Origin of the sequence: Pseudomonas nitroreducens (genome assembly GCF_010994165.1) — a bacterium.
GTDB classification, from domain to species: domain Bacteria; phylum Pseudomonadota; class Gammaproteobacteria; order Pseudomonadales; family Pseudomonadaceae; genus Pseudomonas; species Pseudomonas nitroreducens.
This window is the reverse complement of the sequence record NZ_WMBX01000002.1, coordinates 582,808-607,226: the sequence shown is the minus strand read 5'-3', so window position 1 is coordinate 607,226 and position 24,419 is coordinate 582,808. Positions and strand designations below refer to the sequence as shown.

Annotated in this window: 21 protein-coding genes; 5 read left to right on the top strand and 16 right to left on the bottom strand. The window is 66.5% G+C overall.

Annotation, left to right across the window (positions count from 1 at the left end; translation table 11 throughout):
- Positions 1-205 precede the first annotated feature (205 nt).
- From GJV37_RS10705 to GJV37_RS10695, 3 genes are all read left to right on the top strand, one after another.
- The gene (locus tag GJV37_RS10705) at positions 206-1,591 is read left to right on the top strand and encodes an NAD(P)/FAD-dependent oxidoreductase (RefSeq protein WP_024762767.1); all 1,386 of its coding nucleotides are present in this window, start codon (positions 206-208) and stop codon (positions 1,589-1,591) included.
- Between the two features lie 11 nt (positions 1,592-1,602).
- Positions 1,603-1,962 (top strand): cupin domain-containing protein, encoded by a 360-nt coding sequence (locus GJV37_RS10700; protein WP_024762766.1) that lies wholly within the window; start codon positions 1,603-1,605, stop codon positions 1,960-1,962.
- Positions 1,963-2,341: 379 nt separating this feature from the next.
- A complete protein-coding gene (locus GJV37_RS10695; RefSeq protein WP_193452433.1) occupies positions 2,342-3,148 on the top strand; it encodes a lytic transglycosylase domain-containing protein in 807 nt (268 codons plus the stop codon).
- A 124-nt stretch (positions 3,149-3,272) separates the two neighbouring features.
- Here GJV37_RS10695 and GJV37_RS10690 read toward each other — a convergent pair whose 3' ends face one another.
- The 6 genes from GJV37_RS10690 to GJV37_RS10665 form a co-directional block, all read right to left on the bottom strand.
- The gene (locus tag GJV37_RS10690; protein WP_246228292.1) at positions 3,273-4,379 is read right to left on the bottom strand and encodes an arginase family protein; all 1,107 of its coding nucleotides are present in this window, start codon (positions 4,377-4,379) and stop codon (positions 3,273-3,275) included.
- A gap of 87 nt (positions 4,380-4,466) precedes the next feature.
- A complete protein-coding gene (locus GJV37_RS10685; protein ID WP_024762764.1) occupies positions 4,467-5,618 on the bottom strand; it encodes a M24 family metallopeptidase in 1,152 nt (383 codons plus the stop codon).
- 90 nt (positions 5,619-5,708) lie between these two features.
- Positions 5,709-6,551 carry an ABC transporter permease gene (locus tag GJV37_RS10680; protein ID WP_196913645.1) on the bottom strand — a complete coding sequence of 281 codons (843 nt, stop codon included), beginning with the start codon at positions 6,549-6,551 and terminating at the stop codon, positions 5,709-5,711.
- Positions 6,548-7,399: an ABC transporter permease gene (locus tag GJV37_RS10675; RefSeq protein ID WP_170858627.1), complete on the bottom strand. Its 852-nt coding sequence runs from the start codon at positions 7,397-7,399 to the stop codon at positions 6,548-6,550. The genes GJV37_RS10680 and GJV37_RS10675 overlap by 4 nt, the downstream gene beginning before the upstream one ends.
- Position 7,400: 1 nt before the next feature.
- Positions 7,401-8,522 (bottom strand): ABC transporter substrate-binding protein, encoded by a 1,122-nt coding sequence (locus GJV37_RS10670; protein WP_170858626.1) that lies wholly within the window; start codon positions 8,520-8,522, stop codon positions 7,401-7,403.
- Between the two features lie 39 nt (positions 8,523-8,561).
- Positions 8,562-9,641 (bottom strand): ABC transporter ATP-binding protein, encoded by a 1,080-nt coding sequence (locus GJV37_RS10665; RefSeq protein WP_024762760.1) that lies wholly within the window; start codon positions 9,639-9,641, stop codon positions 8,562-8,564.
- Between the two features lie 176 nt (positions 9,642-9,817).
- On the opposite strand from GJV37_RS10665, the gene GJV37_RS10660 reads away from it, so the two are divergent.
- Entirely contained in the window at positions 9,818-10,687 is an 870-nt protein-coding gene (locus tag GJV37_RS10660; protein WP_045207678.1) for a LysR substrate-binding domain-containing protein, read from the top strand.
- A gap of 157 nt (positions 10,688-10,844) precedes the next feature.
- On the opposite strand, the gene GJV37_RS10655 is transcribed toward GJV37_RS10660, so the two are convergent.
- The 5 genes from GJV37_RS10655 to GJV37_RS10635 form a co-directional block, all read right to left on the bottom strand.
- On the bottom strand, positions 10,845-13,280 hold the full coding sequence (locus tag GJV37_RS10655) for an efflux RND transporter permease subunit (protein ID WP_170858624.1): 2,436 nt from the start codon (positions 13,278-13,280) through the stop codon (positions 10,845-10,847).
- A gap of 44 nt (positions 13,281-13,324) precedes the next feature.
- Positions 13,325-14,401 (bottom strand): WD40/YVTN/BNR-like repeat-containing protein, encoded by a 1,077-nt coding sequence (locus tag GJV37_RS10650; protein WP_170858623.1) that lies wholly within the window; start codon positions 14,399-14,401, stop codon positions 13,325-13,327.
- Between the two features lie 56 nt (positions 14,402-14,457).
- Positions 14,458-15,816, bottom strand: a complete 1,359-nt coding sequence (locus tag GJV37_RS10645; RefSeq protein ID WP_193452432.1) for a DUF1329 domain-containing protein — start codon at positions 15,814-15,816, stop codon at positions 14,458-14,460.
- A gap of 41 nt (positions 15,817-15,857) precedes the next feature.
- Positions 15,858-17,705 (bottom strand): DUF1302 domain-containing protein, encoded by a 1,848-nt coding sequence (locus tag GJV37_RS10640; protein WP_024762755.1) that lies wholly within the window; start codon positions 17,703-17,705, stop codon positions 15,858-15,860.
- 153 nt (positions 17,706-17,858) lie between these two features.
- Positions 17,859-18,392 carry an RBBP9/YdeN family alpha/beta hydrolase gene (locus tag GJV37_RS10635; RefSeq protein WP_037006601.1) on the bottom strand — a complete coding sequence of 178 codons (534 nt, stop codon included), beginning with the start codon at positions 18,390-18,392 and terminating at the stop codon, positions 17,859-17,861.
- A gap of 377 nt (positions 18,393-18,769) precedes the next feature.
- Between GJV37_RS10635 and GJV37_RS10630 the strand changes: the two genes are divergently transcribed.
- Positions 18,770-19,774 (top strand): AraC family transcriptional regulator, encoded by a 1,005-nt coding sequence (locus tag GJV37_RS10630; RefSeq protein ID WP_051445555.1) that lies wholly within the window; start codon positions 18,770-18,772, stop codon positions 19,772-19,774.
- A gap of 204 nt (positions 19,775-19,978) precedes the next feature.
- Here the strand turns inward: GJV37_RS10630 and GJV37_RS10625 are convergent, their stop codons facing one another.
- From GJV37_RS10625 to GJV37_RS10605, 5 genes are all read right to left on the bottom strand, one after another.
- Positions 19,979-20,989 carry a YeiH family protein gene (locus GJV37_RS10625; RefSeq protein ID WP_024762752.1) on the bottom strand — a complete coding sequence of 337 codons (1,011 nt, stop codon included), beginning with the start codon at positions 20,987-20,989 and terminating at the stop codon, positions 19,979-19,981.
- Positions 20,986-21,312, bottom strand: coding sequence for a Rieske (2Fe-2S) protein (locus tag GJV37_RS10620; protein ID WP_193452431.1), 327 nt, complete (start codon positions 21,310-21,312; stop codon positions 20,986-20,988). The genes GJV37_RS10625 and GJV37_RS10620 overlap by 4 nt, the downstream gene beginning before the upstream one ends.
- Positions 21,309-21,974: a DsbA family protein gene (locus GJV37_RS10615; RefSeq protein WP_170858620.1), complete on the bottom strand. Its 666-nt coding sequence runs from the start codon at positions 21,972-21,974 to the stop codon at positions 21,309-21,311. Before GJV37_RS10615 ends, GJV37_RS10620 begins: the two co-directional genes overlap by 4 nt.
- Positions 21,974-23,263, bottom strand: coding sequence for an MFS transporter (locus tag GJV37_RS10610; protein ID WP_038803175.1), 1,290 nt, complete (start codon positions 23,261-23,263; stop codon positions 21,974-21,976). The genes GJV37_RS10615 and GJV37_RS10610 overlap by 1 nt, the downstream gene beginning before the upstream one ends.
- Positions 23,264-23,352: 89 nt before the next feature.
- Positions 23,353-24,405: a beta-keto acid cleavage family enzyme gene (locus GJV37_RS10605; RefSeq protein ID WP_024762749.1), complete on the bottom strand. Its 1,053-nt coding sequence runs from the start codon at positions 24,403-24,405 to the stop codon at positions 23,353-23,355.
- Positions 24,406-24,419: the final 14 nt, after the last annotated feature.

The following is a 24,419-nucleotide window of genomic DNA, read 5'->3' as shown; positions in this document are numbered from 1 at the left end:
GGCTGGTGAGTCGTCCCGTCGAGCGTGGAGCTCCAGCCCTGTTCTTCGATCATTGTTTTCCCCTGCCGGTCTCGGCCGGCATTTCCTGCTCCGGGCGTGCCCGCAAAGAGCAGCGGACCGTATGCCTGGCCCCCCGGAGCGATTACAAAACTCGGACGCGGCCCGAAGACCGCTTTTTCTTCCGACATTCTGCCGGAGTTTTCCGATGACATCCGCCCCACTTGCGCACGCCACTCCCAGACCCTACTGGCTCGACACCCTCGACCCTGCTCCCGCCGCACCGGCGCTGGAAGCGGATCGCCGCTTCGACCTGGTGGTGGTCGGCGGCGGCTTCACCGGTCTCTGGACCGCCCTCCACGCCCGCTTGCGCTGGCCTGGTGCAAGCATCGCGGTGGTTGAGGCGCGGCGCTGCGGCGGCGAAGCCAGTGGGCGCAACGGCGGCTTCTGCGCGCCGAGCATTTCCCACGGCGTCGGCAATGCCCTGCGCCGTTGGCCGGAAGAAGCCGAAACCCTGGTACGCCTGGGCCGACAGAACCTCGACGAATTCGAAGCGGACCTGAAGCGCTTCGGCATGGACGTCGAATTCGAGCGCCGCGGCAAGCTCAGCGTTGCCGCCCAACCCTGGCAGGTCGACGGCCTGCGCAGCATGCAGCGCAACTACGAGCGCTTTGGCATCGCCTCGGAGTTCCTCGACAAGGCGCAACTGGCCGACAAACTGGACTCACCCGCCTACCAGGCCGGCGTGTTCGAGCCCAACTATGCACTGCTCAACCCGGCGAAAATGGCCGCCGAGCTGCGTCGCGTCTGCCTGGAACAAGGCGTCGAGCTGTTCGAGAACACCCCCGTGCACGAGTTGCACCAGCGCGGCGACCGCCTGATGCTGCGCTGCGATCGAGGCGAGCTGGAGGCCGGGCAGATCGCCCTGGCGACCAATATTGCACCGCCGCTGCTCGGCCACCTGAATTCCAGCGTGATCCCGGTGTACGACTATTCGTTGGTCACCCAGCCGCTCACTGACGAGCAGCTGCGTGCCATCGGCTGGGTCGACCGCTACGGTATCGCCGACGCCGGCAACCAGTTCCATTACCTGCGCAAGACCGCTGATAACCGCATCCTCTGGGCAGGCTTCGACGCCATCTACCACTTCGGCAACCGCCGCGACGAATCCCTGACCCAGCGCCCGGAAAGCTTCGAGCGCCTGGCCGGGCAGTTCCGCGAGGCTTTCCCGCAGCTCGGCCCGGTCGAGTTCAGCCATGCCTGGGGCGGCATCATCGACACCTCGGCGCGCACCACGCTGTTCACCGGCTGCGTGCTGGGCGGCCGCGTCGCCTATGCGCTGGGCTTCACCGGCCAGGGCGTGTCGGCCAGCCGTTTCGCCGCGCTGAACATGCTCGACCAGCTGGGTGGCGAGCGCACCGAACGCACCCAGCTGCGCATGACCTCGCAGAAGCCCTTCCCCTTCCCGCCCGAGCCGCTGCGCTACCTCGGCGTGAAGCTCGCCCAACGCTCGCTGGCCAAGGAAGACCGCACCGGCCGCCGCGACCTGCTGCTCAAGACCTGCGATGCCTTTGGCATCGGTTTCGATTCCTGATGGAGAACTTCATGTCCACCCTGCCCCGCCACGTCATCGACTTCGCCAACCCCGCCCTCGCCCCGCAGGAGCGCGAGATCAACGACCCGGCCATCGTCGATGCGCCCTACCAGAGCCGCAGCTGGCGGCACTTCAGCGCCCCCGAAAAGAACGCCATCGCCGGCATCTGGGAAGCCGGCGTGCACCTGGAGCGCTGCGAGTGCGACTACGACGAGCTGTGCCACATCCTCGAAGGCACCGTGCGCCTGACCGACACGGACGGCGTGGCGAAGACCTTCGGCCCGGGGGACTCGTTCGTCGTGGCAGCGGGCTTCAAGGGCACCTGGGAAAACCTCACGCCGGTGCGCAAGGTGTATTTCATTCTCGGGTAACTTCAGCGTTTGCCTATTGTTCGCGAGCAAGGCCCAGGCGTTCCCTCGGTCCTACCGGTGCGGCCAGCTTCGGAGCTTGCCGGCAGGTGCGGGCTTGCTCGCGAACAGCCTGCACACTGGCATCGCCGTTGACGATTCCGACCTGCCTCTACTGCGCCCCCGAACCTGCTTCCTCCGCGCAGACGTACGCCTTGCCCCACATTCCCCGCAGGCCGTACGTCCCCCAAAGCTCCACTGCCGTTTGAAAGGGCTATAACTAGCGAACCGAAACGGCGGGCTGCCGGGGATGAACCCTGCAACGGCAGCCCCTATTGGCATTTCCCATTTGCCCGGATCAGGCGCCCCAGCCTGATCGGCGCCCGCGGCGCGGAGCGGTGTGATGAGTTCCAGAACCTGGCGATGGGCTCGCAGGAGCCTTCCTGGCTGCATCGGACTGGCATTGCTGGTCGCGCCGCTTTACGCCAACGCCCTGTTCAAGTGCCACGCACGGGACGGAACCGTCAGCCTCAGCAGCCAGGCCATCGCCGGCGCGCACTGCACTCGCCAGAAAGACCCGGCGAGCACCGCTGGCAGCACCCGGGCAAGGACCGCATCCACGTTGGAGCGGGGCAACAGCCAGGGGGCAGATCGGATTCGCGTGTACACCTTCGTTCACAAGGGCGTTCGCCAGTATGTGAGCCGACGCCCGGTCGGCATTTCAGCGCGAGTCGATGTGATCGAGGTGTATTACATCAAGGGCTGCTACCTGTGCATGGCGCCGAAGGATTTCAACGTCGCCACACTGCGCCTGGACACCCGTTCCTATCACCGGGAGATCGAAGCCGCATCGGTGCGCTACGGTGTCGACAGGGCGCTGGTGCGCGCCGTCATCCATGCCGAATCGGCATTCCAGCCCAATGCCATTTCCATCGCCGGCGCCCAGGGCCTGATGCAGTTGATGCCCGACACCGCCGAGCGCTTCAACGTGAGCGATCCGTTCGACGCGCGGCAGAACATCCGAGGCGGCGTGCGCTACCTGGCGTGGCTGCTCAAGCGCTTCAACGGCAATCAGCGGCTGGCGCTGGCCAGTTACAACGCGGGTGAAATGACGGTCGACAAGTACAACGGGATACCGCCCTACGCCGAGACGCAAACCTACGTCGCCCGCGTGCAGTCCCTGACCGAGCGCTATCGCAACCATCCGTAGGGCGCCGGGGACGGAGGCGGCTCGCGAGCAAGCATGTAGGGCGCATAACCTGGAACAGGTTATCCGCCGGCTTTTCGGCGGATAACGCTGGCGCGTTATGCGCCCTACGAAGGGCGCCAAGGTTTCAGCCGAACGTCCACCCCGCCGCCGCCAGCCGCGCATCCAGCGTGGCGAGGTCGGCCTCCACCCGCGCCGCCGGTTCCGGCATGTAGGCCAGCGGATCGGGCAGCGAGGACGGCTGGCCGAGGAAGCCTTCGGTCGCCGCGTGCAGGCAGTAAGCGCTATACGCCGGGTTGTAGCCGCCCTCCTGCACCACCAGCAGCCGCCCGGCGCACAGCTCGTCGGCCAGCGCACGGGCACGGCGGGCCAGGCGGTTGAAGCCCTGCATGGTCACCAGTTGGCGGCCGTTGGGGTCGAACTGAGACGCGTCCAGGCCGTTGGCGATGATCAGCAGGTCCGGCTTGAACGCGCGCAACGCCGGCTCGACAAAGCGGCTGAAGACCATCTCGTAGAGCTGGTCGCCAGAGCCCATCGGCAGCGGCAGGTTGAGGTTGCTGCCCAGTCCCGCGCCAAAGCCGCGCTCGTCCACCGCGCCGGTCTGCGGGTGGCTCGGGCCCCAGGCGCCGTGGTCCATGTGCAGCGAGACGGTGAACACCGAGGGATCGTCGTAGAAGCCTTCCTGCGTACCGTTGCCGTGGTGCACGTCCCAGTCGACGATGGCGACGCGTTCCAGGCCAGCCGCCTGTGCGGCGCGCGCGGCAATCCCGGCGTGGTTGAAGAAGCAGTAGCCGTCCGCCATGGCCGGCGCGGCGTGGTGACCCGGCGGGCGCACCAGGGCCATGGCCGGATGGCCGCTGGCCAATACGCTTTCCAGCGCCGCCAGGCTGGTGCCGGCAGCGGCCAGCAGCCCGGCGAGACTGCCGGCGGACATCAGCGTGGTGCTGCTGAAGCGCTTGCCGGCGGCGTCCGCCTCGAAGATGCCGCTCAGGTAGTCGGCATCGTGGAAGCTCAGCAGATCCTCTTCGCTGGCGTGGCGGCCTTCGTGCCAACGCAGCGAGCCGGCCACCGGCCCGCGCTGGAGGATGGCGCGCATGTTGAGCAGCCGGGGATTGCTCTCCGGGTGCAGCAGCTGTTCGGCCAGCAGGTCGCTGGGCGGCGCCTCGAACACGCCGGCGGCGGTGTCGTGGCGCAGCACGTCGTCGTGCCAGAAAACATCCATCGTGTGACTCATCAGAAGCCCTCGGTTTCCATCACTGCGCGCGCAGGCGCAGACAACTGACACAAGTTCGCCCCCGGCCAGACCGGGGGCGAACGCCCATCAATCGATGATGGTGAGTTCCGGCGCCAGCTCGGAAAGGCTCGCCGAGCCCTTCTCGCCGCACAGCACGGTGTCGCCGAGCTTGATACCGAAGCCTTCGTTGTACAAGGACAGGTTGGGCTCGATGGAGAACGACATGTTCGGCTGGAACACGTGGTCGTCGGCCTCGTCCACCATCATCGCTTCCAGCCAGGTCGGCGGGTAGGCCAGGCCCAGGCTGTAGCCGATGCGGTGCACGCGGGTACGCGAGAGGTCGATGCGGTCGAGGATCTGGTTGCACACGCGGTTGGCCTCGCCCACCGGGGTGCCCGGCTTGGCGATCTCGATGGCGGCGTTGAACGCCTCGGTGAGCAGGGTCGCGACTTCCTTCACGCGCGGGCTGGGTTTGCCGATCACTGCGGTGCGCATGAGGATGGCGTGATAGCGGTTGCACACGCCGGCGTGTTCGAGGATCACCACGTCGCCATGGCTGATGGTCTGGCGGTGCGGCATGGCGTGGGTCATGGTGCTGCGGCGGCCGGTGGCGCACATCGGGCTGATCGCCGAGTACTCGCTGCCGGCGCGGCCCAGGGCGTTGGCGACGATGCCCGCTACTTCCACCTCGGAGATGCCCGGACGCAGTGCCTCGAAGGCGGCCAGCATGCCCTGGTCGGCCATGCGCGCGGCGCTGCGCTGGTACTCGATTTCCTCGGCGGTCTTGATCAGGCGGTTCTCGGCGACCAGCGGGCCGGCGTCTTCGAAACGGGCTTCTGGCATATAACCGAGCAGCGCGTTGTATTGTGCCGGAGAGAAGGTCGAAGCGGTCATCTCCAGGCCGATGCGCGCCTGGCTCAAACCCGCCTGGGCCAGCACGTCGGCAACGATCTTCAGCGGGTCCTGCTTGGCGATGTCATAGAAGATCGCCTCGTTGATGCACGACAGCTCCCAGGTGCAGGGCTCTTCGCTGGTGCGGGTGAGGAACACCGGCTCGGCCAGCTTCGGCGAGATGATCAGCGCCTGGTACCAGAGGAAGCCCAGGCTGTCGAAGCCGCTCAGGTAGTTGATGTTGTCCGGGTAGTTGACCACCAGGGCATCCAGGCCACGGTCGGCCATGCGGCGTTTGACGGCTTCGACGCGTTGACGGTAGGTGCGAGCGGGGAAAGCAGTAAGCATGGGGATTCCCTCCTCAGGGACAAGGTGCAAGCGACACAGGTGTTGTTGTTTGGGGCCGCCATCCAGCGGCCGTATGCGGGGTTGAAACAGTCAGCTGGGTGGTTGCTGTCGCGCCAGGTACAGGCGTACCAGCATCACCACCAGGGTGAGGACGATCATCAGGGTGGACACGGCGGCAATCGCCGGGTCGAGGTTGTAGCGCAGGCCGTCCCAGATGCGCTTGGGCAGCGTCACCACGTTCAGGCCGCTGGTGAACAGGGTCACCACCACTTCTTCCCAGCTCATCACGAAGCCCATGAAGAAGCTGCCGAGCACACCGCCGCGCACGTTGGGCAGCAGCACGTTCCACAGCGTCGGCCAGAGCCCGGCACCGAGGGAGCGCGAGGCCTTGTACAGGCTCTGGTCGAGCCGCGCGTAGGCCACCAGCATGGCGATCACCGAGTACGGCAGCGCCATCAGCAGGTGGCCGAAACCGACGCCCAGCAGGCTGTCGAGCACGCCCAGGCGCGCATCGAGGTAGTAGATCGACATGGCCGAGACCACCTGCGGGACGATCATCGGCAGCAGCACGATGGCGGTCAGCAGCGTGCGGTGCCGGCGCTGCAGCCAGATGCCGGTGGCGAACAGGAAGGCCAGCGCCGTGGAGAGCGCACCGACCACCAGGGCCAGGCCCAGGCTCTGCAGGATCGACACCAGCCAGGCGCCGTCGAACAGCGTCGCATAGTGACGCAGCGACCAGCCGCCGTCCGGGAAGGCCAGGTAGCGCTGGTTGCCGAACGACAGCGGGACGATCACCAGGATCGGCAGCAGCAGGAACAGCGCGGACAGCGCCAGGGCGGCCCAGGACAGCCAGCGGCCGACCTGCGGGCGTGGCAGTTGCGGCTTTTTCACGCCCTTGGGCATGGCGGAGAGATAGGTTCCCTGCGGAGTCACAGCTCAGTCCTCCCGAGCAGGCGGCGGTAGCCGATGAGTTGTCCGAACAGAAGCGCGCAACCGACCACCAGCAGCATCAGCACGATGCTCAGCGCGGCGCCCAGGCCCCAGTTGGACAGCTGGAACATCTGCACGTAGATGTACTCCGCGAGCATCGCCGCCTTGCCGCCGCCCAGCAGCGCCGGGGTGACGAAGCAGCCGAGGCTGAAGACCAAGACGATGGCCGATGCGGCGACCACACCGGGCAGCGTCAGCGGGATGAAGATGTCCTTCAGCGTCTGCCAGTGGCTGGCGCCCAGGCTGCTGGAAGCACGCAGCAGGCTGTCGTCCACCTGCTTGAGCGACGACAGCAGTGGCAGCACCGCGTAGGGCACCATGAAGTGCACCATGCCGATCAGCGCGCCCAGTTCGTTGCGCACCAACGGCGGCGGCGCGTCGAACCAGCCGGTGGCCATCAGCCCCTGGCTGACCAGGCCGCCGTTGCGCAACAGCACCAGCCAGGCGAAAGCGCGGATCAGCATCGACAGCCAGAACGGCAGCAGCACGAACAGCTCGATCAGTTGCCGGCCGCGCGGCGTCGCGAACCGCCAGCGGTAGGCAATCAGGTAGGCGATGGCGACGCTGATCGCGGTGGTCAGCAGGCAGATGCGCAAGGTGCGCCAGATCACGGCCTGCAGGTTGGCGTTGTCGGCAATCGCCGCGTAGTTCTGCGTGCCCCACTCCGGCAGGCTGAAGCTCCAGCCCAGCACGCCGAGGGTCGGCAGCAGGTAGCCGACCACCACCAGCAATGGCAGCGGCAGGATCAGCAGGCCGTAGACCGGCAGCACGCCCGGTGCGAAACGTCGCATCTCAGCCACCGATCAGCGCGAGGTAGCGCTCCAGGGTTTCGCCGTAGTGTTCGGCATGCCACTTGTTGTTCAGCGACACCTGCTTCTTCAGGTTGTCCGGCGCGGTGGGGTTGATCGCCTGCAGCTGGGCGCTGAGCAGGTCGTTGGCCGCAAGGTTCACCGGGCCCATGTTGTAGACCTCCATGAGCTTGGCCTGCACTTCCGGCCGCAGCGCGTAGGCGATGAACTCCATGGCCGCCTTGGCGCCGGCCGGGTTGCCCTTGGGCACCATCCACACCGAAGGCGAGACGACGCCGCCGTCGAAGCTCCAGTCGATCTTGCCGCCGGTGTCGTTCTTCACCAGCTCGGCGCGGGTGTGCCACATCTGCGCCATGCTCACTTCGCCATCGCGGATCAGCTGCTGCGACTCGGCTCCGGTGGACCAGTGGGTGGCGATGTGCGGCAGCAGTTCCTCGATCTTGCGCAGGGCGCGGTCCACATCCAGCGGGTAGAGCTGCTCCGGCGGCACACCGTCGGCCAGCAGTGCGCATTCGAGGTTGGCGCTCATCCATTTGTAGAGGGTGCGTTTGCCCGGGTACTTCTTCACGTCCCAGAAGTCGGCCCAGGACTTGGGCGGATTCTTGCCGAACTGCTCGTGGTCGTAGCCGATCACGTAGCTGTAGGTGTAGTTGGCGAGGCCGAAATCATGCACGTCGCCGTAGCCGATCAGCGACTTGTCGACGATGCCGAAGTCGATGGGCGCGAGGAACTTGTCCTTGCCCAGGCGATAGGACGAATACATCTCGCCGTCGCACACGTCCCAGCGCACCGCGCCGCTGCTGACCTGGGTCTTCAGCGCACCCTCGGTGGGGCCGCTGCCATCGATCTTCAGCGTCAGCCCTGCCACCTCGTTGAAGCCGCCGAAGCTCTTCTCGAAGGCCGGCACCGCATCACCACCCCAGTTGGCCACCACCAGGTTGCCGCTGGCAGCAAAGGCGCGGCCGCCGGTGCCGAACGGCAGCGCGCAGGCGGCGGCGAGCAGCAGCAGGCTGCGGTTGAAATCGCGGCGGCTGATGCCGGCGCGCTCGCCCTTCTGGGCAGCGATTTCGATGGCGTCTTCGATGAAGCCTTGGCGTTCTTTCATGGTGATTGCTCCCCGATCGTTGTTTTCGTTATGTGGTTGTCAGGCGGACAACAGGTGGCAGTGCTGCGGCGACCAGCTGCACCAGTAGCGCTGGCCGCTGCGCAGATCGGCCAGCAGCGGGTGCGCGACCGGCAGGCGCAGGTCGAGGCGCTCGCCCTGCTCCAGGGTCAGTTCGAGGTTGACGTGGGCCCCCTGGTAAGTGGCATTGCCGACGGTGGCGCACAGGCCGTTGTCGCGGCCGGCGTCCTGCAGCGGGCGCAGGTCGATATGCTCCGGGCGCACCGCCAGCCAGCTCTTGCCGCCCTGGTTCGCCTGGGCCGAATGGGCCACGCGCAGGTGCTGGCCACGGAAATCGCAGAGCGTGGCCTCGGCTTCGCGTCGTACCACGCCAACCTCCAGCAGGTTGGTGTCGCCGAGGAAGTTGGCGACAAAACGGCTGGCCGGGCGTTCGTAGACTTCGCGCGGGGTGCCGACCTGCTCCAGGCGGCCCTTGTTGAACACGGCGATACGGTCGGACAGCGCCAGGGCTTCTTCCTGATCGTGGGTGACGAAGACGAAGGTGGTGCCGAAATCCTTGTGCATGCGCGCCAGCTCGCCCTGCATTTCCTGGCGCAGGCGACGGTCGAGGGCGGACAGCGGTTCGTCGAGCAGCAAGAGCCTGGGTTTGAACACCAGCGCACGGGCCAGCGCCACGCGCTGCTGCTGGCCGCCGGAGAGCTGGGCGATGCCGCGATTGCCCATGCCGGCCAGGCCGACGCGCTCCAGCACCTCGGCCACCCGGCGCTCGATCTCCGCGCCCGGCACCTTGCGGATGCGCAGCGGGTAGGCGACGTTCTGCGCCACGCTCATGTGCGGGAACAGCGCGTAGCCCTGGAACACCACGCCGAAATCGCGCTGGTCCGGCGACAGCTGGGTGATATCGCGGCCGTCCATCTCGATATGCCCTTCGCTGGGCTCGACGAAGCCGGCGAGCATCATCAGCGTGGTGCTCTTGCCCGAGCCCGAAGGGCCGAGCAGCGTGAGGAATTCGCCCTGGCGAATGCTCAGGCTGAGGTCGCTCAGGACCTGCAGGTTGCCGTAGCGCTTGCCCAGGCCGAGCAAGTCGACGAAATGCTGCATGGCGGGTCTCCAGCCGTTTTTCTTGTTGATCGGTGTTGGCTTGGTGCTTTTTTTGTATTGGCTTGGGGCCATCTTCTGTGCAAATTTAACTAACGACAATTCAATAGATTTCCGCCTGAATCGTTAGTCAAATTCACACAAAAAGGTCTTCCATGCGTCAGAACAGTGCGTTCCGAATGCCTTCCCTCATCGCCCTGCGCGCTTTCGAGGCGCTGGTCCGGCAAGGCAGCATCAGCCGTGCGGCGCTGGAGCTGCACGTCACCCACGGGGCGGTCAGCCACCAGGTGAAGAAGCTGGAAGAAGAGCTGGGCATGGCGCTGGTGGAGCGCCAGGGCAAGGGCGTGAAACTGACCGCCGCCGGGCGCCAGCTGAGCCAGCAGATCAGCAGCGCCTTCGACCAGTTGCGCGACATCCGCCGTGCCCTGCCCAGCGAGGAACCCGCCGGCGAACTGCGCATCGCCTGCGCCCCGGCGCTGCTCGCGCGGGTGTCGTCGCTGCTGGAGAAATTCCTGCGCAACTACCAGGAAGTCGCCCTGCACCTGCTGCCGATGAGCAGCGACCTGGGCCAGGTGGACATGGTGATTTCCTTCGGCGAGACGCACATCGAAGGCCAGCGCTTCGCCGCGCTGGGCGACATCCGCTACTTCCCGGTATGCAGCCCGCGCCTGCTCAACACCCAGGAACACCTGCGCAAACCGCGCGACCTGGCGCGCCAGGTGCTATTGCACGAGGACGATGGCTTCGACTGGAGCCGCTACTTCCTCGCCGCCGGCGTACCCGGCCTGCAGGCGCGGCAGAACGTCTTCCTGCCCGACGCCTACCTGACCATCCGCGCCGCGCTGGCCGGCGGCGGCGTGACCATCAGCGACCACATCCTGGCCGGCGAGGAACTGGCCGAGGGCCGTCTGGTGCGGCTGTTCGACATCGACTTCCCGGCGCCCCACCCCTACTTCCTGATCATCCCGCCCCACGGCAACCAGGCCCTGGCGCGAGAGTTCGCGGATTGGTTGCTGCACGAGCTGGAGGCAATTCCGGCGTTTGATTGAGGAGCGAAATGCTCTTGTAGGATGGGTGGAAGCTATCCGGCAGGGCCTGCGTTGGGCGTTCGCGAGCAAGCTCGCTCCTACAAAGAGCACCATGGCGCACCCTGTAGGAGCGAGCTTGCTCGCGAACAAAGACCCGCTGTGGCGGGCGGCTATGTCCTCAGAGCTTCCGCCCACCGAGCAGGAAATGCGACAACGCCGGAATCAGGATCAGCGCCCCGAGCATGTTCCAGAGGAACATGAAGGTCAGCAGGATGCCCATGTCCGCCTGGAACTTGATCGGCGACCAGGCCCAGGTGATCACACCCGCTGCCAGGGTCACGCCAACCAGCGCGACCACCTTGCCGGTGAAGGCGACCGCCTGCTGGTACGCCACCGACAGTGGCAGCCCGGCCCGCTGCAACTGCAGCTGCACGCTGAGCAGGTAGAGCGCGTAATCCACTCCAATCCCCACGCCCAGGGCGATCACCGGCAGCGTGGCGACCTTCACGCCGATGCCCATCATCACCATCAGCGCCTCGCAGAGAATCGAGGTGAGCACCAGCGGCAGCAGCGCGACCAGGGTTGCGCGCCAGCTGCGGAAGGTGATCAGGCAGAAGATGCCGACCGCCGCATAGACGTAGAACAGCATGCGGTGGTTGGCCTCGCGCACCACGCGGTTGGTCGCCGCCTCGATGCCGGCGCTGCCGGCGGCGAGGAGGAACTGGCGGTCCGGGGCGCTGTTGGCGCGGGCGAAGTTCTCGGCGATGCTGGCCACTTCGTCCAGGGTTTGCGCCTTGTGGTCCTTGAGGAAGGCGATCACCGGCATCAGCGAGCATTCGGTATTGAACAGCTCCGGGGTGTTCACCGAGGCCTGCTGGGCGGCGTAGTTGAGCACGTCCTGGTTGCGCTGCAGGCTGGCGAACTTGGGGTTGCCCTCGTAGGTGCCGGCGGTGATCTGGCGCACCGCGTTGACCAGCGAGGTCGTCGCCTGCACACCGTCGTGCTGTTGCAGCGCCCAGCCCAGGCGGTCGGCGAGGATCAGCGTGCGGTAGTTCAGGCAGCCTTCGGGGGCGGTCTTCACCATCACCGCGAAGAGGTCGCTGGAGAGCGCGTAATGGCTGGTGATGTAGGCGTTGTCGCGGTTGTAGCGCGAGTCGGCGCGCAGCTCCGGAGCGCCGGCGTCGAGGTCGCCGATCTGCAGGTGCTGGCTGACCAGCAGCCCTCCCGCGCCGAGCAGCGCCGCCACGGCCAGGGCGATAGTCGCCCAGCGCCGCTCGGTGAAGTGATCCAGTAGCGCCCACAGCTTGCCGAGGCCCTGCCGGCGATCCACCTGACGTTCCTCGCGCAGGGCGCGCTCGGCGGCACGCTGGCTGACACCGACATAGGACAGCGCCACCGGCATCATCAGCAGCGACGTGAAGATCAGCACTGCCACGCCGATGCTGGCGGCGATGGCCAGGTCCTGGATCACCGGGATGTCGATCAGCATCAGCACGGCGAAGCCCACCGCATCCGACAGCAGCGCGGTGACGCCGGCCAGGAACAGGCGGCGGAAAGTGTTGCGCGCGGCCACCTGCTTGTGGGTGCCACGGCCGATGTCCTGCATGATCCCGTTCATCTTCTGGGTGGCGTGGGACACGCCGATGGCGAAGATCAGGAACGGCACCAGGATCGAGTACGGGTCCAGCGCATAGCCCAGCCACGCCACCAGACCGAGCTGCCAGACCACCGCCAGCAGCGAGCAGCCGATCACCAGCAGGCTGCTGCGCAGGCAGCGCGTGTAGAAGACGATGATGACGAAGGCGGTGACCACCGCCAGGCCGAAGAACAGCATCACCCGCAGCAGGCCGTCGATCAGGTCGCCCACCAGCTTGGCGAAGCCGATCACGTGCAGGCGTACTGCGCCCTTGCCCTCTTCGCCGGCGGCGAAGGCTCGGGCGTCGCCCAAGTATTCGTACTTCAGGCGCAGCTCGTCGAGGGCGCGGGAGAACTCGCGATAGTCGATGCCCTTGCCGGTGGCCGAGTCGCGGTCCAGCAGCGGCACCACCAGCATGCTGGAGCGGAAGTCGTTGCCCACCAGGCTGCCGACGATGCCGGCGCGGGCGATGTTCTGGCGCAACTGGCCGATGGCCTCGGGCTTGCCGTCGTAGCCGTCGGGCATCACCGGGCCGCCCTGGAAGCCTTCCTCGGTGACCTCGGTCCAGCGCACCGCCGGCGACCACAGCGACTTCATCCAGGCGCGGTCGACGCCGTGGCTGAGGAACAGCTGGTCACTGATCTGCCGCAGGCTGGAGAGGTAGGCCGGGTCGAAGATGTCGCCGTTGGGGTTCTCCACCACCACCCGCACCGAGTTGCCCAGGCCGCGCAGCGCGGCGCGGTTGTCCAGGTAGTTGCGGATGTAGGGATCGCCGTGGGGGATCATCTTCTCGAAGGCCGGGCGCATCTCCAGGCGGGTCACGGCCATGTAGCCCAGCACCAGGGTGACCAGGGCAATCAGGGCGATGAACAGCGCACGGTGGTTGAACACCAGGCGCTCCAGCAGGTTGCCGCTGTGGGCGTCGAAGTCCCGCAGTTCGCGGACTACAGGCATCTCGCCTTGCTTGAGGTCGACCATCAGGCTGTCTCTCTTTCTCTTGTTCTTATGAAGGGCCGGCGCATTCAGCGCACCGGCATGGCGTTCTCGCGAACGCCGCGGGTGCCGACCAGCAGCAGGCGACCGGGACCGGCCACGGCGCCGCTGACGGGCAGGCGCTCGGCCAGTTCCAGGGGCTTGAAGCTGACACCACGGTCATCGCTGAGCAGTCCCTGGCCAGCCTGGCTGAACAGGTACAGCCGGCCGCTGGCGTCGAAGCTGGCGGCGGTCAGGCTCACCGGCAGGCCGGTGTCGACCGCGCTCCAGCTCTCTCCACCGTCGACACTGCGCACCGCGTGCCCGCGCAGGCCGTAGGCGAACACCAGGCCAGGCCGCGCGACCACGCCGAAGAAGCTGCCGGCATAGGGCGATGGCAGGGCGACGAAGCGTTCCTGCTGGCCCTCCTGCTGGTGGGAAAGGCGCAGCAACAGGCCCTGCTCGCCGACGATGAACAGGTCATCGCCGCTGGCCGCGATGGCGGTCAGGTGCAACGCCTGGGGGTTGTCGATGCGATGGTTCCAGGGCTCCCAGGTGCGCCCGCCGTCGTGGGTATGCAGGATCAGGTTGAAGGCACCGACCACGAAGCCTTCATTGGCATCGCGGAACCACAGGTCGAGGAACGGCTTGTCGGCGCCCTCCTCCTTGAATCGCCGCGCCTGCTCCAGCCAGGTAGCGTTGTCCGGCTGCGGATGGGCGGCGTAGTAGTCGAGCATCAGCTGGCCGATCTGCCGGCCATCGAGCTGGCGCTCCCAGTGGATGCCACCGTCGGCGCTGTGCAGCACCACGCCATCGTGGCCCACGGCCCAACCCTCGTTCGGCGTCGGAAAGTAGACGGCAGTCAGGTCCGAGCTGACCGGCACTTCGGCCTGGCGCCAGTGGGTGCCGCCGTCATCGGAGTACAGGATATGGCCGCGCTGGCCGACGCTCACCAGCCTGTTGCCGGCACGGGTGACGGCCAGCAGCGGTACGCGGCTCGGTGCGTTGCTGTAGGCCGCCGGCAGGTCGAGCACGTCGACGAAACCATCAGCCTGTTCGCCAGCCTGGACGCCGCCCGCCAGCAGCAACGCGCCCAGGAATAACAGGCGCTTGAAGGGGATCTGCATGGAGCTTTCCTCGGGTAGAGCAGCGGCGGCTCCGGGGGGAGCCGCCACTTCTTTCATCAACGAATACCGCTACCGGCCAGCGCCTCGGGGGACCACTGGGTCTTGGCCAGCGGGTCGATGTAGCTGATGCCGCCGTACGGGCCGACGACGCCGTTGATGTTGTAGGAGCCGGCAGTCAGGTCGTAGATCATGAACGGCGTGGCGTCCGGGATGTGCTTGTCGTAGCTCTGGCTGAGGAAGGCGAAGGAGCCGCGATAGAGCTGGCCGCGAGCGTCGTATTGGTCGGAAGCCAGGGCCACCCAGCTGTCTTCGTCGAGGTAGAAGCGACGCTTGGCGTAGATGTGCCGCGCGCCGGATTTCAGCGTGCCTTCGACGACCCACACGCGGTGTTTCTCCCAGCGCACGTAGTCGGGCGAGAGGTGGTTGGGCGTGACCACCGGCTTGATGTCGCTGGCATAGGTCAGGCGGTAGGTGTTGTAGGGCACGATCATTTCCTGCTTGCCCACCAGCTTCCAGTCGTAGCGGTCCAGCGCACCGTTGAAGACGAACACGTCGTCATAGGTACCGGCGCCGGCCATGCCGGGGTTCGGGGTGTCGTAGGCGAGGTTCGGCGCGAGCTTCACGCGGCGCTGGCCGGGCAGGTACTGCCAGGCGCGGCGCGGCTGCTGCAGCGGGTTGGCAGCGTCCTTGAGCATCATCGCCTCGCCGGCGCGACGGGCCGGGCCGCTGTAGTACAGCTTCATCTGGTAGTAGACCTCGGAGCCTTTCACCGGCTGGGTGAGGTCTTCGTACACCGGGTAGTTGATGAAGGCCTGGCCGGTGGTGGCGAGGTTCGCGCTACCCGAGGCGTCGACGTTCCAGGAGTCGTACTTGGCCTTGATGTTCACGCCCTGGTAGCGCAGCAGGAAGTTCCACATGGCTTCCGCGCCAGTCTGCGGAATCGGGAACGGCACGCCCGGCAGCGCGTTGTCGATGGCCGTGCCGCCTTCCAGGGACTGCGCGGTGACGGCGTTCTTCTTGCTGTTTTCCAGCACGGTATCCGGCAGCGCGGCGCTACGGTGGGTCGGATAGACGTCGACGCGGAAGGTCGGATAACGCTTGGCCAGCTCGACGGTGGTGGCCGACAGCTGGTTCTTGTACTGCTCGACGTTCTTGCCATCGATCACCAGCAGCGGCTTCTCGCCGGCGAATGGGTCCGGGCGCATGGAATCGCCGGCCTTGAAGCCGGCCGGGGCGCTGGTCAGACCGCCGGCGTAGGCGGGAATCGAGCCGTCGTTGCTGGCGGCTTTCTCGGCGCCGACCAGGGTCAGGGTGCTGCCCAGCTGGGCAGCGTCCTGCGGGGAGACAGCGGCCTGGGCCAGACCGCAGAGGGTCAGGCCGAGGGCGGTGGCGATCAGGGTGGGTTTGAAGTTCATGCTGGGTTTCTCCTGCTTCGAGAGCGAAGCCTTACGTGAAATCAGAAGGTGGCCTTCAGGGAGGCGGTGACCATGCCGCGGTCCTTCAGCAGGGGCGCGAGGCCGCCTTGCGAGGTGATCTGGCCGGGGATGCACTGGTACTGGCCGTTGGCGCCGGGGGTGTTGTTGTCGCGGCCGCTCTCGCAGGTATCGAAGGGGCCGAAGGCGTCAACGTATTTCAGGTCCAGGCGGTACTTCTGGTGGAAGTCCGCGGCCACGCCAACGGAGTAGCTGCCGGCGTCCTCGTTGCCGCCCAGTTGCACCGCCGAGTTGCCGTGCAGGCCGACGTTGTAGGACATGGGCATGGACAGGTCGACGCCGGGGAAGGCCTGGTACCAGGTCGGAGTGAAGTTGGCCGACATGGCGTAGGCGTTGGTGGTGACCTTGTCGACACCGTGGTAGCTGGAGTCGCCCTTGAAGGTCTGCTCGCCTTCGGTGACGTCGATCAGGTGCGTCAGGGTGCCTTCCACCGCCAGCGACGAGGCGTCCCACAACGGAGTGGCGCCGAAGGTCACCAGGCCGTTGAGCACGACGTGGAAGGTCTTGCCGCGGGCAAGGCCGGTGTCGCCGTCGCTGGGCAGCTCGCCGATCAGGTTGGCGCCATTGACCGCGCCGCGCTTGGCGGCCGCGTAGAGGGTCGAGTTGACGGTGGTGAAGTTGCTCGCCAGCGGCATGTTCTCGCGGTAGTTCAGGTCCATGCCGACGCTCACGCCGGCGATTTCCTTGGACAGGCTGATGCCGTAGATATCGATGTCGTCGGCATAGGCGGTGATGTAGTTCATCCCCTGCAGGCCGGCGAGGCCGGGCTTGTGCAGGTTCGGTGCGTCGATGAGTACCGCCGGCAGGGTGTCCGAGGTCTTGCGGTAGTAGAAGCCCAGGGTGCCGTCGAGCCATTCCGGGCTCCACTTGGCCATCAGGCCGAAATCGCCGGTGTTGCTCGGCTCGCGGTCGTGTCCGCGGGGCGCGGCGTAGAAAGCATTCTGCGCCGGCAGCGGCAGCCAGAAGACGTTGCCGCCGTCGTTGAGCATGTCGTAGGGGCCCATGTAGGTGCCGCCTTCGGGGAAGCGCGAGTTCTCGAACTCGAGGAAGTACTGCGCGGCCAGGGTCAGCTCCGGGTTTACCGTCAACGAGGCGGACAGCTGGTTGCGCGGCATGAACAGCTCTTTCGCCTCGGTGCCCGGCACGTTATAGAGCTTGCCCAGGTCCAGGGCCGACTGGCCGTAGTTGATGCCGTTGGCGGCGCTGAACAGCGTCTCGCCCCAGTAGATGGTGTGGCGGCCGAGCTTGCCGCTGAGCTGCATGTCGTCGCCGACCTGGTGGCTGGCGAAGACGAAGGCATCGAGCAGCTCGCCCGATGGACCGTTGTAGTAACGGTCGGCGAAGGTGCTCAGGCCGTGGCTGGCCGGCTGCGCGCCACGCGGGGCGATTACCGTGCCGTTGCGGCTGACCAGATGGCCGGCGTTGCCCTTCTGGCCGGGGAACGGGTTGTCGGAACCGACATCATCGTAGGCATGGTCGTACCAGCCGGCGGCGCTGAGGCGGAAGCCCATGCTGTCGCGGTAGACGAAGTCCAGTTCGCTGAGCAGGTCGAAGCGCTGGGTCACCGGGGTGCCGGAGGAGAAGTTGCGGTCGCCGTCGTTGGTGTTGGCGGTGCCGGCGACCTTGCTGTTGGGCGACTCGACCCGTTGCCCGTAGCTGAGCTTGACGGTGTTGTCGAAGCGGATCGACAGGTCCGGGTTGCCGGTGTCCAGTTCGAAGGCCTGCAGGGGCTGGCCAGCCATGGCGGCGAGGACTGCGGTCGCCAGCAGGCAGCGCTGCAGGGGACGATTCGGATTGCTCTGGTGATGCATGCGTGTGCTCCGTTTCTTGTTGTGGTCGGGACGCTTCCGGGCCCGTCCCGCAGCCCCTTCTTTGCTCTGGAAGAGCGTGCGCCGGGGCGCACGAGGGCCTGCCCCGGCGCGAACGCCGGAACCGGGGGTTGTCGTTGAGTCAGGTGTGGTGGATCAGCGGTCCAGCATCTGGATCAGTGCTTCGGCCTCTGGCCAGTCGCCGAACCCCGAAGCGGGATTGAGGTGGCCGACACGGCCCAGCTCTACCAGGCTCGCGCCCCAGGCCTCGGCCAGTCGCCGTACGGCATCGGGCGTGGCCAGCGGATCGTTGTCGCTGCACGCCACCAGGGTCGGGAACGGCAGAGGCTGCTGCGGCAGCGGTGCCCACCCCATCTCGGCAAGCACGGCAGGCCTGGGATAGTGGGCCGGCCAGTCGCCGTCCAGGTCCGGCGGGGTTGCCAGCAGCGCGCCCTTGATCGGTCGGCTGTAGCGTGCCGCCCAGTGAGCGACCATCAGCACACCGGCACTGTGGGCGACCAGGATCACCTCGCCGTCGATGCCTTCAAGCTCGCACTGAATGGCTTCGATACGGGCGTTCAGGTCGAGTTTGTTCTCGGTCAGTGGCGGCACGCTGCGAACATTGGGCAGGCGCTGCTGGAGCAGGGTCTGCCAGTGCTCGGCCACGTGGTCGCGCAGGCCGGGAACCATGAGGACGGTGGTGGAAGATTTATTGTTGTTCACCGGTTCACCTTTCAGTGATTTCGAACTTGTTGGACAGACAGTAGAGATGCCCCGGTGGCGGTGCTTTGCATTGAGCGTCAGGCACTTCGCATTTGATGACAGCCTGCCCCCCACCCGGCATGTCGTCGCTGAGCCAGGGGCCGTGCGTTACGGGACGTACGGTGCATTCCAGAGCGCCGGAAGCACTGGCCGAAGCACGAACTTTCGTACACGCTTGGTTACAGCTGTCGCTAGAATCTGATGTCATCGACCCAGCCAGCGTGCGCCCCGGTCGCCAGGTGTCCATGAACCCTGCCGGCACGGAGCAACCACAAGAACAAGAAGGCGATTCACGCATGACCCCAATGGTTCGCATTGCGGCCCTCACCAACTACCTGGAAGTGGCCAGGCACCTGGGCCTCAACCCGCAGCAACAACTGAGTGCGGTGGGCCTTTCCCAATCCATGCTCGAGCACCCGGAGCAGCGCATTCCCGTTGCAACGGCAGTGACCCTGCTGGAAGAGTCGGCGCGCATCAGCGGCTGCGAAACCTTCGGCCTGCGCATGGCCGAATCGCGCCAGCTCGCCGACTTTGGCGTGATCAGCCTGCTGTTGTCGCACCAGGCGACGCTACGCGAGGCGATGGATACCATCATTCGCTATCGGCACCTGCTCAACGAATCCCTGGCGCTGTACGTCGACCAAGAAGGCAAGATGGCGATCCTGCGCGAGGAGCTCCTCACCGTACCGCCAATGCCCATGCGCCAGGGCCTGGAGCTGGCCCTGGGCACCCTCTACCGCCTCTGCGCCGCCCTCCTCGGCCCGCACTGGCGACCGATCAGCGTCAACTTCAGCCACGACGCCCCGGCGGACCTGCAGGTGCACCGCCGGCTGTTCGGCTGCAAGATCGAGTTCGGCAGCGAGTTCAACGGCATCGTCATCCCTGCCGCCGACCTGGACGCCGCCAACCCCATGGCCGACCCGGCCATGGCCCGGCATGCGCGCAGCTTCGTCGACTCCCTGCCCGGCGCCACCGACGGCAGCACGCTGAACGAGGTGCGCAAGTCCATCTACCTTCTGCTGCCCATGGGCCGCGCGACCATCGAGCAGATCGCCCAGTCGCTGGGGTTGAACGTGCGCACGCTGCAACGGCGCCTGGAAGACAACGGGGTGACCTTCTCCGACCTGATCAACGAGGTCCGCCGCGAGCTGGTGCTGCGCTACATGGAGAACCCGCGCTATTCGCTGGGGCGCATCGCGGATTTGCTGGGGTATTCGATGCCCAGTTCCTTCACCCGCTGGTTCGCCGTGCAGTACGGGATGTCGCCGGCGGCGTGGCGCAAGGAGCATCTGGGGCGGGAGGGGGAGTGATTTTTCCCTGAGGGGAACGGTGCCGTGCGGTTCGCGAGCAAGCTCGCTCCTACAAGAGCACCCCCTGGCTTTGGCTTTGGCTTTGGCTTTGCAAGACTTCCAGATAAACGTCAGCGCGCTTCGAACGCCCCGTTCGGGAGGCCTCGGCGTGCGCGGAAGTTTCTCTGGAAATCTTCAAGAGCAAAGTACGTAGGGCGGATCGGCTCACCCCGCGACCTTCAACATCCCCAACACCAACAGGGCCAGGAACACCGTCTCCCCCACCATCAGCAGGATCGGCTTCACCCCCACCGTCGCCAGCGCCTTGAGCTGGGTCTTCATGCCCAGTGCCGCGATGGAAATCACCAGGCACCACTGCGACAGCTTCCCGCCGGCTTCTACCAGCATCGACGGCAGATAGCCGGTGCTGTTCACCGCCGCCAGCAGCACGAAGCCCACGGCAAACCACGGCAACAGCGGCGGACGTTTGTCGCCCGGTTCCACGCCGCGGGCGCGGGTGATCATCGCCGCGCAGAGGATCACCGGCAGCAGCATGGCCACACGCATCAGCTTGACTACCGTGGCACTGTCACCGACTTCCTTCGAGATGCTGTAACCGGCGCCGACCACCTGGGCCACGTCATGGATGGTGCCGCCGAGGAAGATCCCTGCCTGCAACGGCGGCAGGCCCAGTGCACGGACGATCATCGGGTAGAGGATCATCGCCAGGGTCGACAATGCCGACACGCCAAGCACGGTGAACAGCGTGGCCTTTTCCTTCTGCGTGTGCGCCGGCAGCGCCGCGGCCAGCGCCAGGGCCGCCGAGGCGCCGCAGATGGCGGTGGCGCCACCGGTGAGCAGGCCGAAGAGGAAGTTGAAGCCCATGGCGCGCGCCGCCGCAATGGAAACCAGGATCGTCACCGTCACCAGCACCACCACCATGACCACCGGCTGCCAGCCCAGTTCGGCGATCTGCCCGAAGGTGATACGGATACCGAGCAGCGCCACGCCCAGGCGCAGGATTTCACGGGCGGTGAATTCGATGCCGGCCTTGCACACGCTGTCGGCGGCGAGGAAATTCATCGCCAGGCCGAGCAGCAACGCGAAGAGCATCACCGGCGCGCCGTAATGTTCGGAGAGGAAGGTCGCGGCCGCCGCCACCATGGCGCTGACCAGCAGGCCCGGCAGCAGCGTACGGCTGCGCGTGCCGAGCGCGGAGATCGTCAATGCTGTCATGCTGGCATCTCCTGATCGGCGATCACCACATGGCACTCGCCGGCAATCCAGGAAATCCCATGCCGGCGCAGGCCGAAACCCTTGATGCTCGCCGGGCAACCCGTGGCCAGGTCGAAGCGCAGGCCATGGGCCGGGCACTGCAACCAGGGGCCATCCAGGCGCCCGCTGAACAGCGACGCGCCGGCGTGGGGGCAGCTGTCTTCTATGGCATGCAGCTCACCGTCGATATCGAACAACAGGAAGATGCCGCTCTCATGATGGAACAGGCTTCTGCCGCCGCGCGCCGGCAGGCGTTCAGCGGGAATACGGACCACACCGCTCATGCCGGAATCGCCTCCGGGAACTGCCGTTCCAGCGCACGATAGAGCGCCGCCAGCAGCTGTTCCGGGCTCTGCCCGCCGAGGGCGAAGGCGCGGCCCTCGAGGAGGAACATCGGCACGCTGGAGTCGGCCAGAGCCACGCGGCGGCCGATGAACTGCCGCGCGCCATCGGCCAGCGCGTCTTCGAAGTCGACCACGTTGAAATCGCAGGCGCGCAGCAGGCGGCGCAGGGTATCGCGCTGGCCGATGTCCTGGCCGAGCTGGAAGTGCGCGCGAAAGATCATCTCCAGCAACTGTTCCTTCTGGTTGTCGCTGCCCACGTGCACCGCGCGCTGGAATACCCGGTGCGCATAGGTGGTGTTGGGCATGGTGAGGATGCGTTCGAGGTCAAGATCAACCTTCGCGCCCTCCGCCGCCCGCCGCACCTCGCCCATGCGTGCCTTCACCGCACGCTTGCCGCCCAGGCGGCGCTGGTAGAACTCGGCAAAGGGCTCGCCCTCCATGTCAATCTGCGGCAGCAGCTGCAGGCCGAGCCAGTTCACCCGCACGTTCAGCTCCGGACGCTGGCGTGCCAGCAGTCGCAACGCGGCGTCGAGGTTGCGCTTGCCGATCAGGCACCAGGGACAGATGAAGTCGAAGGTCATTTCCAGGTTCAGAGTCGGCATCAGGCGCCCTCCTCTTCACCGCGCAGGCGTCGCATGTCGTTGTGGTAGTGGCGGCGGGCATAGATGAACACCAGCGCGGCGAGGATGCTCAGCAGCGGGATGAGCTGGAAGGCGCGATCCAGGCCAATATGATCGGCCAACACACCGGTGAGCAGCGGGCCGGGGGCCAGGCCCAGCAAGTTGTTGGCCAGGGTCAGGGTGGCGAAGGCGGTGCCATGCACCGCCGGCGCGGTGAGGTTGGCGACCATGGCGCCGGACGGCCCGGAAGTACCGGCGGCGACCAGCATGCCCAGGCAGATCAGACTCAGCTGCGTGGTGCCCGGTGGCAGGTGGAAGGCGATGGACAGCAGCACGCAGCTGACCAGGCAGAAGCCGATGGCGAGGATGATCTTGCGCGGCGGGTTGGCGCGGCCCAGGCGGTCGCAGAGGATGCCGCAGAGCACCATGCCGCTGCCGCCGACCAGCACGATCACCGCCGAGATCAGTCCGGCCTTGCCGGTGTCCAGGTGGTAGTAGCGGTTCAGGTAGCTGGGAATCCACACCATGACGGCGGCAGCGACGAACAGTTGCAGGCCACTGCCCAGGTAGGCGGCGATCACCGAACGGCTGCCGAACAGGCTGCGCAGGGAACGCCCGCCCACCTGACGCGGCGCTTCGGCGGCGGCTACCGGGGCGATGCGTTTCTCACTGACGATCAGCGGATAGAGCAGCGCCAGCAGCAGGCCGAACAGCGCCATGCCGGCGAAGGCCCAGCGCCAGCCCAGGTGCGCGGCGAGCACGCCGCCCAGCCCCATGCCGAGCACCGAGCCGAACATGCCGCCAGCCATGAAAGCGCCGGTCAGAGTCGCGCGCAGGTGCGCCGGGAATACCGAGATCACCACGGCGATGCCGACGCTGCCATAGGCGGCCTCGCCGACGCCGACGAAGAAGCGCGCGGCGAACATCTGAGGGAAGTTCTGCGCCACCGCGCAGCCCAGGGTCGCCAGGCTCCACAGCATGGCCATCAGCGCCAGGCTGCGCACGCGGCCCCAGCGGTCGGCGAGCAACGACAGGGGGAAGGTCAGCAAACCGACCATCACCGCGACGATTCCGCTGAGCAGGCCGAGCTGTGCGTCACTCAGGGTCCATTCGACCTTGAGCAGCGGGAACACGGCGTTGAGCACCTGGCGCGACATGTAGTCGGAGATCAGCAGGCCGAAGGTCAGGGCGAACACCACCCAGGCATAGCGGCGCGGCACGCTGGGCGCGGTGGCAGGGATGTCGCCCAGGGCGACGGAGTGGATGGCCATGGTGCTAGCTCTCCGGGGGAGTCAGTGGATTCTTGTTGTTCTTGGATAAAGCCAGTGCGGGTTACTGGCAGAACCCGCACTGGAGCGTGTCACGCGCGCTGCGGGACGGACTTCTGGCCCGGCTGGCGGTTGGGCGCCATGCCGTTCATGCGCAGGGTTTCCTCGACGCTGTCGTACTGCACGCCGATCTTGTAGATGGCGCGCGCTTCCTTGCCACTGGCGACCTCGCGGCCCAGTTCGTGGGCAACGCGGACACACTGCTGGATCTGCTCGACCGAGGTCATGCGCTGGCCATGCTGGCCGATGATGGTGTCCTCGATGCCGCAACGCGGGTGCAGCCCCATGGCCAGCGCCATCATGTTGAACGGCAGGACGTTCTTGAGCAGCGACTCGGCGGTGACGGTGGCGCCGTCCGGTGCACGGTGCACGAAGTTCATGAAGTTGAACGGGTTGGGGCCGTCGAAACCGCCGCCGATGCCGATCCAGGTCAGGTTCAGCGGGCCCTTGTAGACGCCCTTGCGCACCAGGCGCTCGAGGGTTTCCAGGGCATGCATGCCGGTGAGCTGGAAGTGCGGCTGGATGCCCGATGCCTGCAGGCGCTTGAGGTGCTCCTCGACCCAGGCGGGGCCGGCCGGCACGGTCATCTCGCTGTAGGCCGCCTGGTAGAGCGGGTTCTCCAGGGAGGTACCCTTGAGGTACTCCGGATAGAGCAGCTCCATGATGTTCATCTGAGTGGTGTTGATCGCCACCGTCACCTGATCGGGCTTGGGGGTCAGCTCGGCGAGCATGTGGCGGGTGTCGTCGGACAGCCACTTGGCCGCTTCGCCGTCGCTTTCCGGGGCGAAGGAGATCGAGCCGCCGACCTGGATGATCATGTCCGGCACCGCTTCGCGCACACCTGCGATCAGCTCGTTGAACTTGGACAGGCGCTTGGAGCCCTTGCCGTCCAGCTCACGCACGTGCAGGTGGAGCACGGTGGCGCCTGCTTCGTAGCAGTCCACGGCTTTCTGCACCTGCTCGTCCATGGTCACCGGGATGTCTTCGGGGAAGTCCTCGGGCATCCATTCCGGGCCGTAGGGAGCGGTAGTGATGACCACCTTTTCCTGGTTCTCGGGGTGCAGCGAATCGTCGAAGAATTGCATGTCTGTCTCCTGGA

Bases quoted from the DNA above. Each gene is read 5' to 3' on its own strand.
- GJV37_RS10705 (WP_024762767.1), top strand. From the start codon at position 206: ATGACATCCGCCCCACTTGCGCACGCCACTCCCAGACCCTACTGGCTC.
- GJV37_RS10700 (WP_024762766.1), top strand. From the start codon at position 1,603: ATGTCCACCCTGCCCCGCCACGTCATCGACTTCGCCAACCCCGCCCTC.
- GJV37_RS10695 (WP_193452433.1), top strand. From the start codon at position 2,342: ATGAGTTCCAGAACCTGGCGATGGGCTCGCAGGAGCCTTCCTGGCTGC.
- GJV37_RS10690 (WP_246228292.1), bottom strand. From the start codon at position 4,379: ATGAGTCACACGATGGATGTTTTCTGGCACGACGACGTGCTGCGCCAC.
- GJV37_RS10685 (WP_024762764.1), bottom strand. From the start codon at position 5,618: ATGCTTACTGCTTTCCCCGCTCGCACCTACCGTCAACGCGTCGAAGCC.
- GJV37_RS10675 (WP_170858627.1), bottom strand. From the start codon at position 7,399: ATGCGACGTTTCGCACCGGGCGTGCTGCCGGTCTACGGCCTGCTGATC.
- GJV37_RS10670 (WP_170858626.1), bottom strand. From the start codon at position 8,522: ATGAAAGAACGCCAAGGCTTCATCGAAGACGCCATCGAAATCGCTGCC.
- GJV37_RS10665 (WP_024762760.1), bottom strand. From the start codon at position 9,641: ATGCAGCATTTCGTCGACTTGCTCGGCCTGGGCAAGCGCTACGGCAAC.
- GJV37_RS10660 (WP_045207678.1), top strand. From the start codon at position 9,818: ATGCCTTCCCTCATCGCCCTGCGCGCTTTCGAGGCGCTGGTCCGGCAA.
- GJV37_RS10655 (WP_170858624.1), bottom strand. From the start codon at position 13,280: ATGGTCGACCTCAAGCAAGGCGAGATGCCTGTAGTCCGCGAACTGCGG.
- GJV37_RS10650 (WP_170858623.1), bottom strand. From the start codon at position 14,401: ATGCAGATCCCCTTCAAGCGCCTGTTATTCCTGGGCGCGTTGCTGCTG.
- GJV37_RS10645 (WP_193452432.1), bottom strand. From the start codon at position 15,816: ATGAACTTCAAACCCACCCTGATCGCCACCGCCCTCGGCCTGACCCTC.
- GJV37_RS10640 (WP_024762755.1), bottom strand. From the start codon at position 17,705: ATGCATCACCAGAGCAATCCGAATCGTCCCCTGCAGCGCTGCCTGCTG.
- GJV37_RS10635 (WP_037006601.1), bottom strand. From the start codon at position 18,392: ATGGTTCCCGGCCTGCGCGACCACGTGGCCGAGCACTGGCAGACCCTG.
- GJV37_RS10630 (WP_051445555.1), top strand. From the start codon at position 18,770: ATGGTTCGCATTGCGGCCCTCACCAACTACCTGGAAGTGGCCAGGCAC.
- GJV37_RS10625 (WP_024762752.1), bottom strand. From the start codon at position 20,989: ATGACAGCATTGACGATCTCCGCGCTCGGCACGCGCAGCCGTACGCTG.
- GJV37_RS10620 (WP_193452431.1), bottom strand. From the start codon at position 21,312: ATGAGCGGTGTGGTCCGTATTCCCGCTGAACGCCTGCCGGCGCGCGGC.
- GJV37_RS10615 (WP_170858620.1), bottom strand. From the start codon at position 21,974: ATGCCGACTCTGAACCTGGAAATGACCTTCGACTTCATCTGTCCCTGG.
- GJV37_RS10610 (WP_038803175.1), bottom strand. From the start codon at position 23,263: ATGGCCATCCACTCCGTCGCCCTGGGCGACATCCCTGCCACCGCGCCC.
- GJV37_RS10605 (WP_024762749.1), bottom strand. From the start codon at position 24,405: ATGCAATTCTTCGACGATTCGCTGCACCCCGAGAACCAGGAAAAGGTG.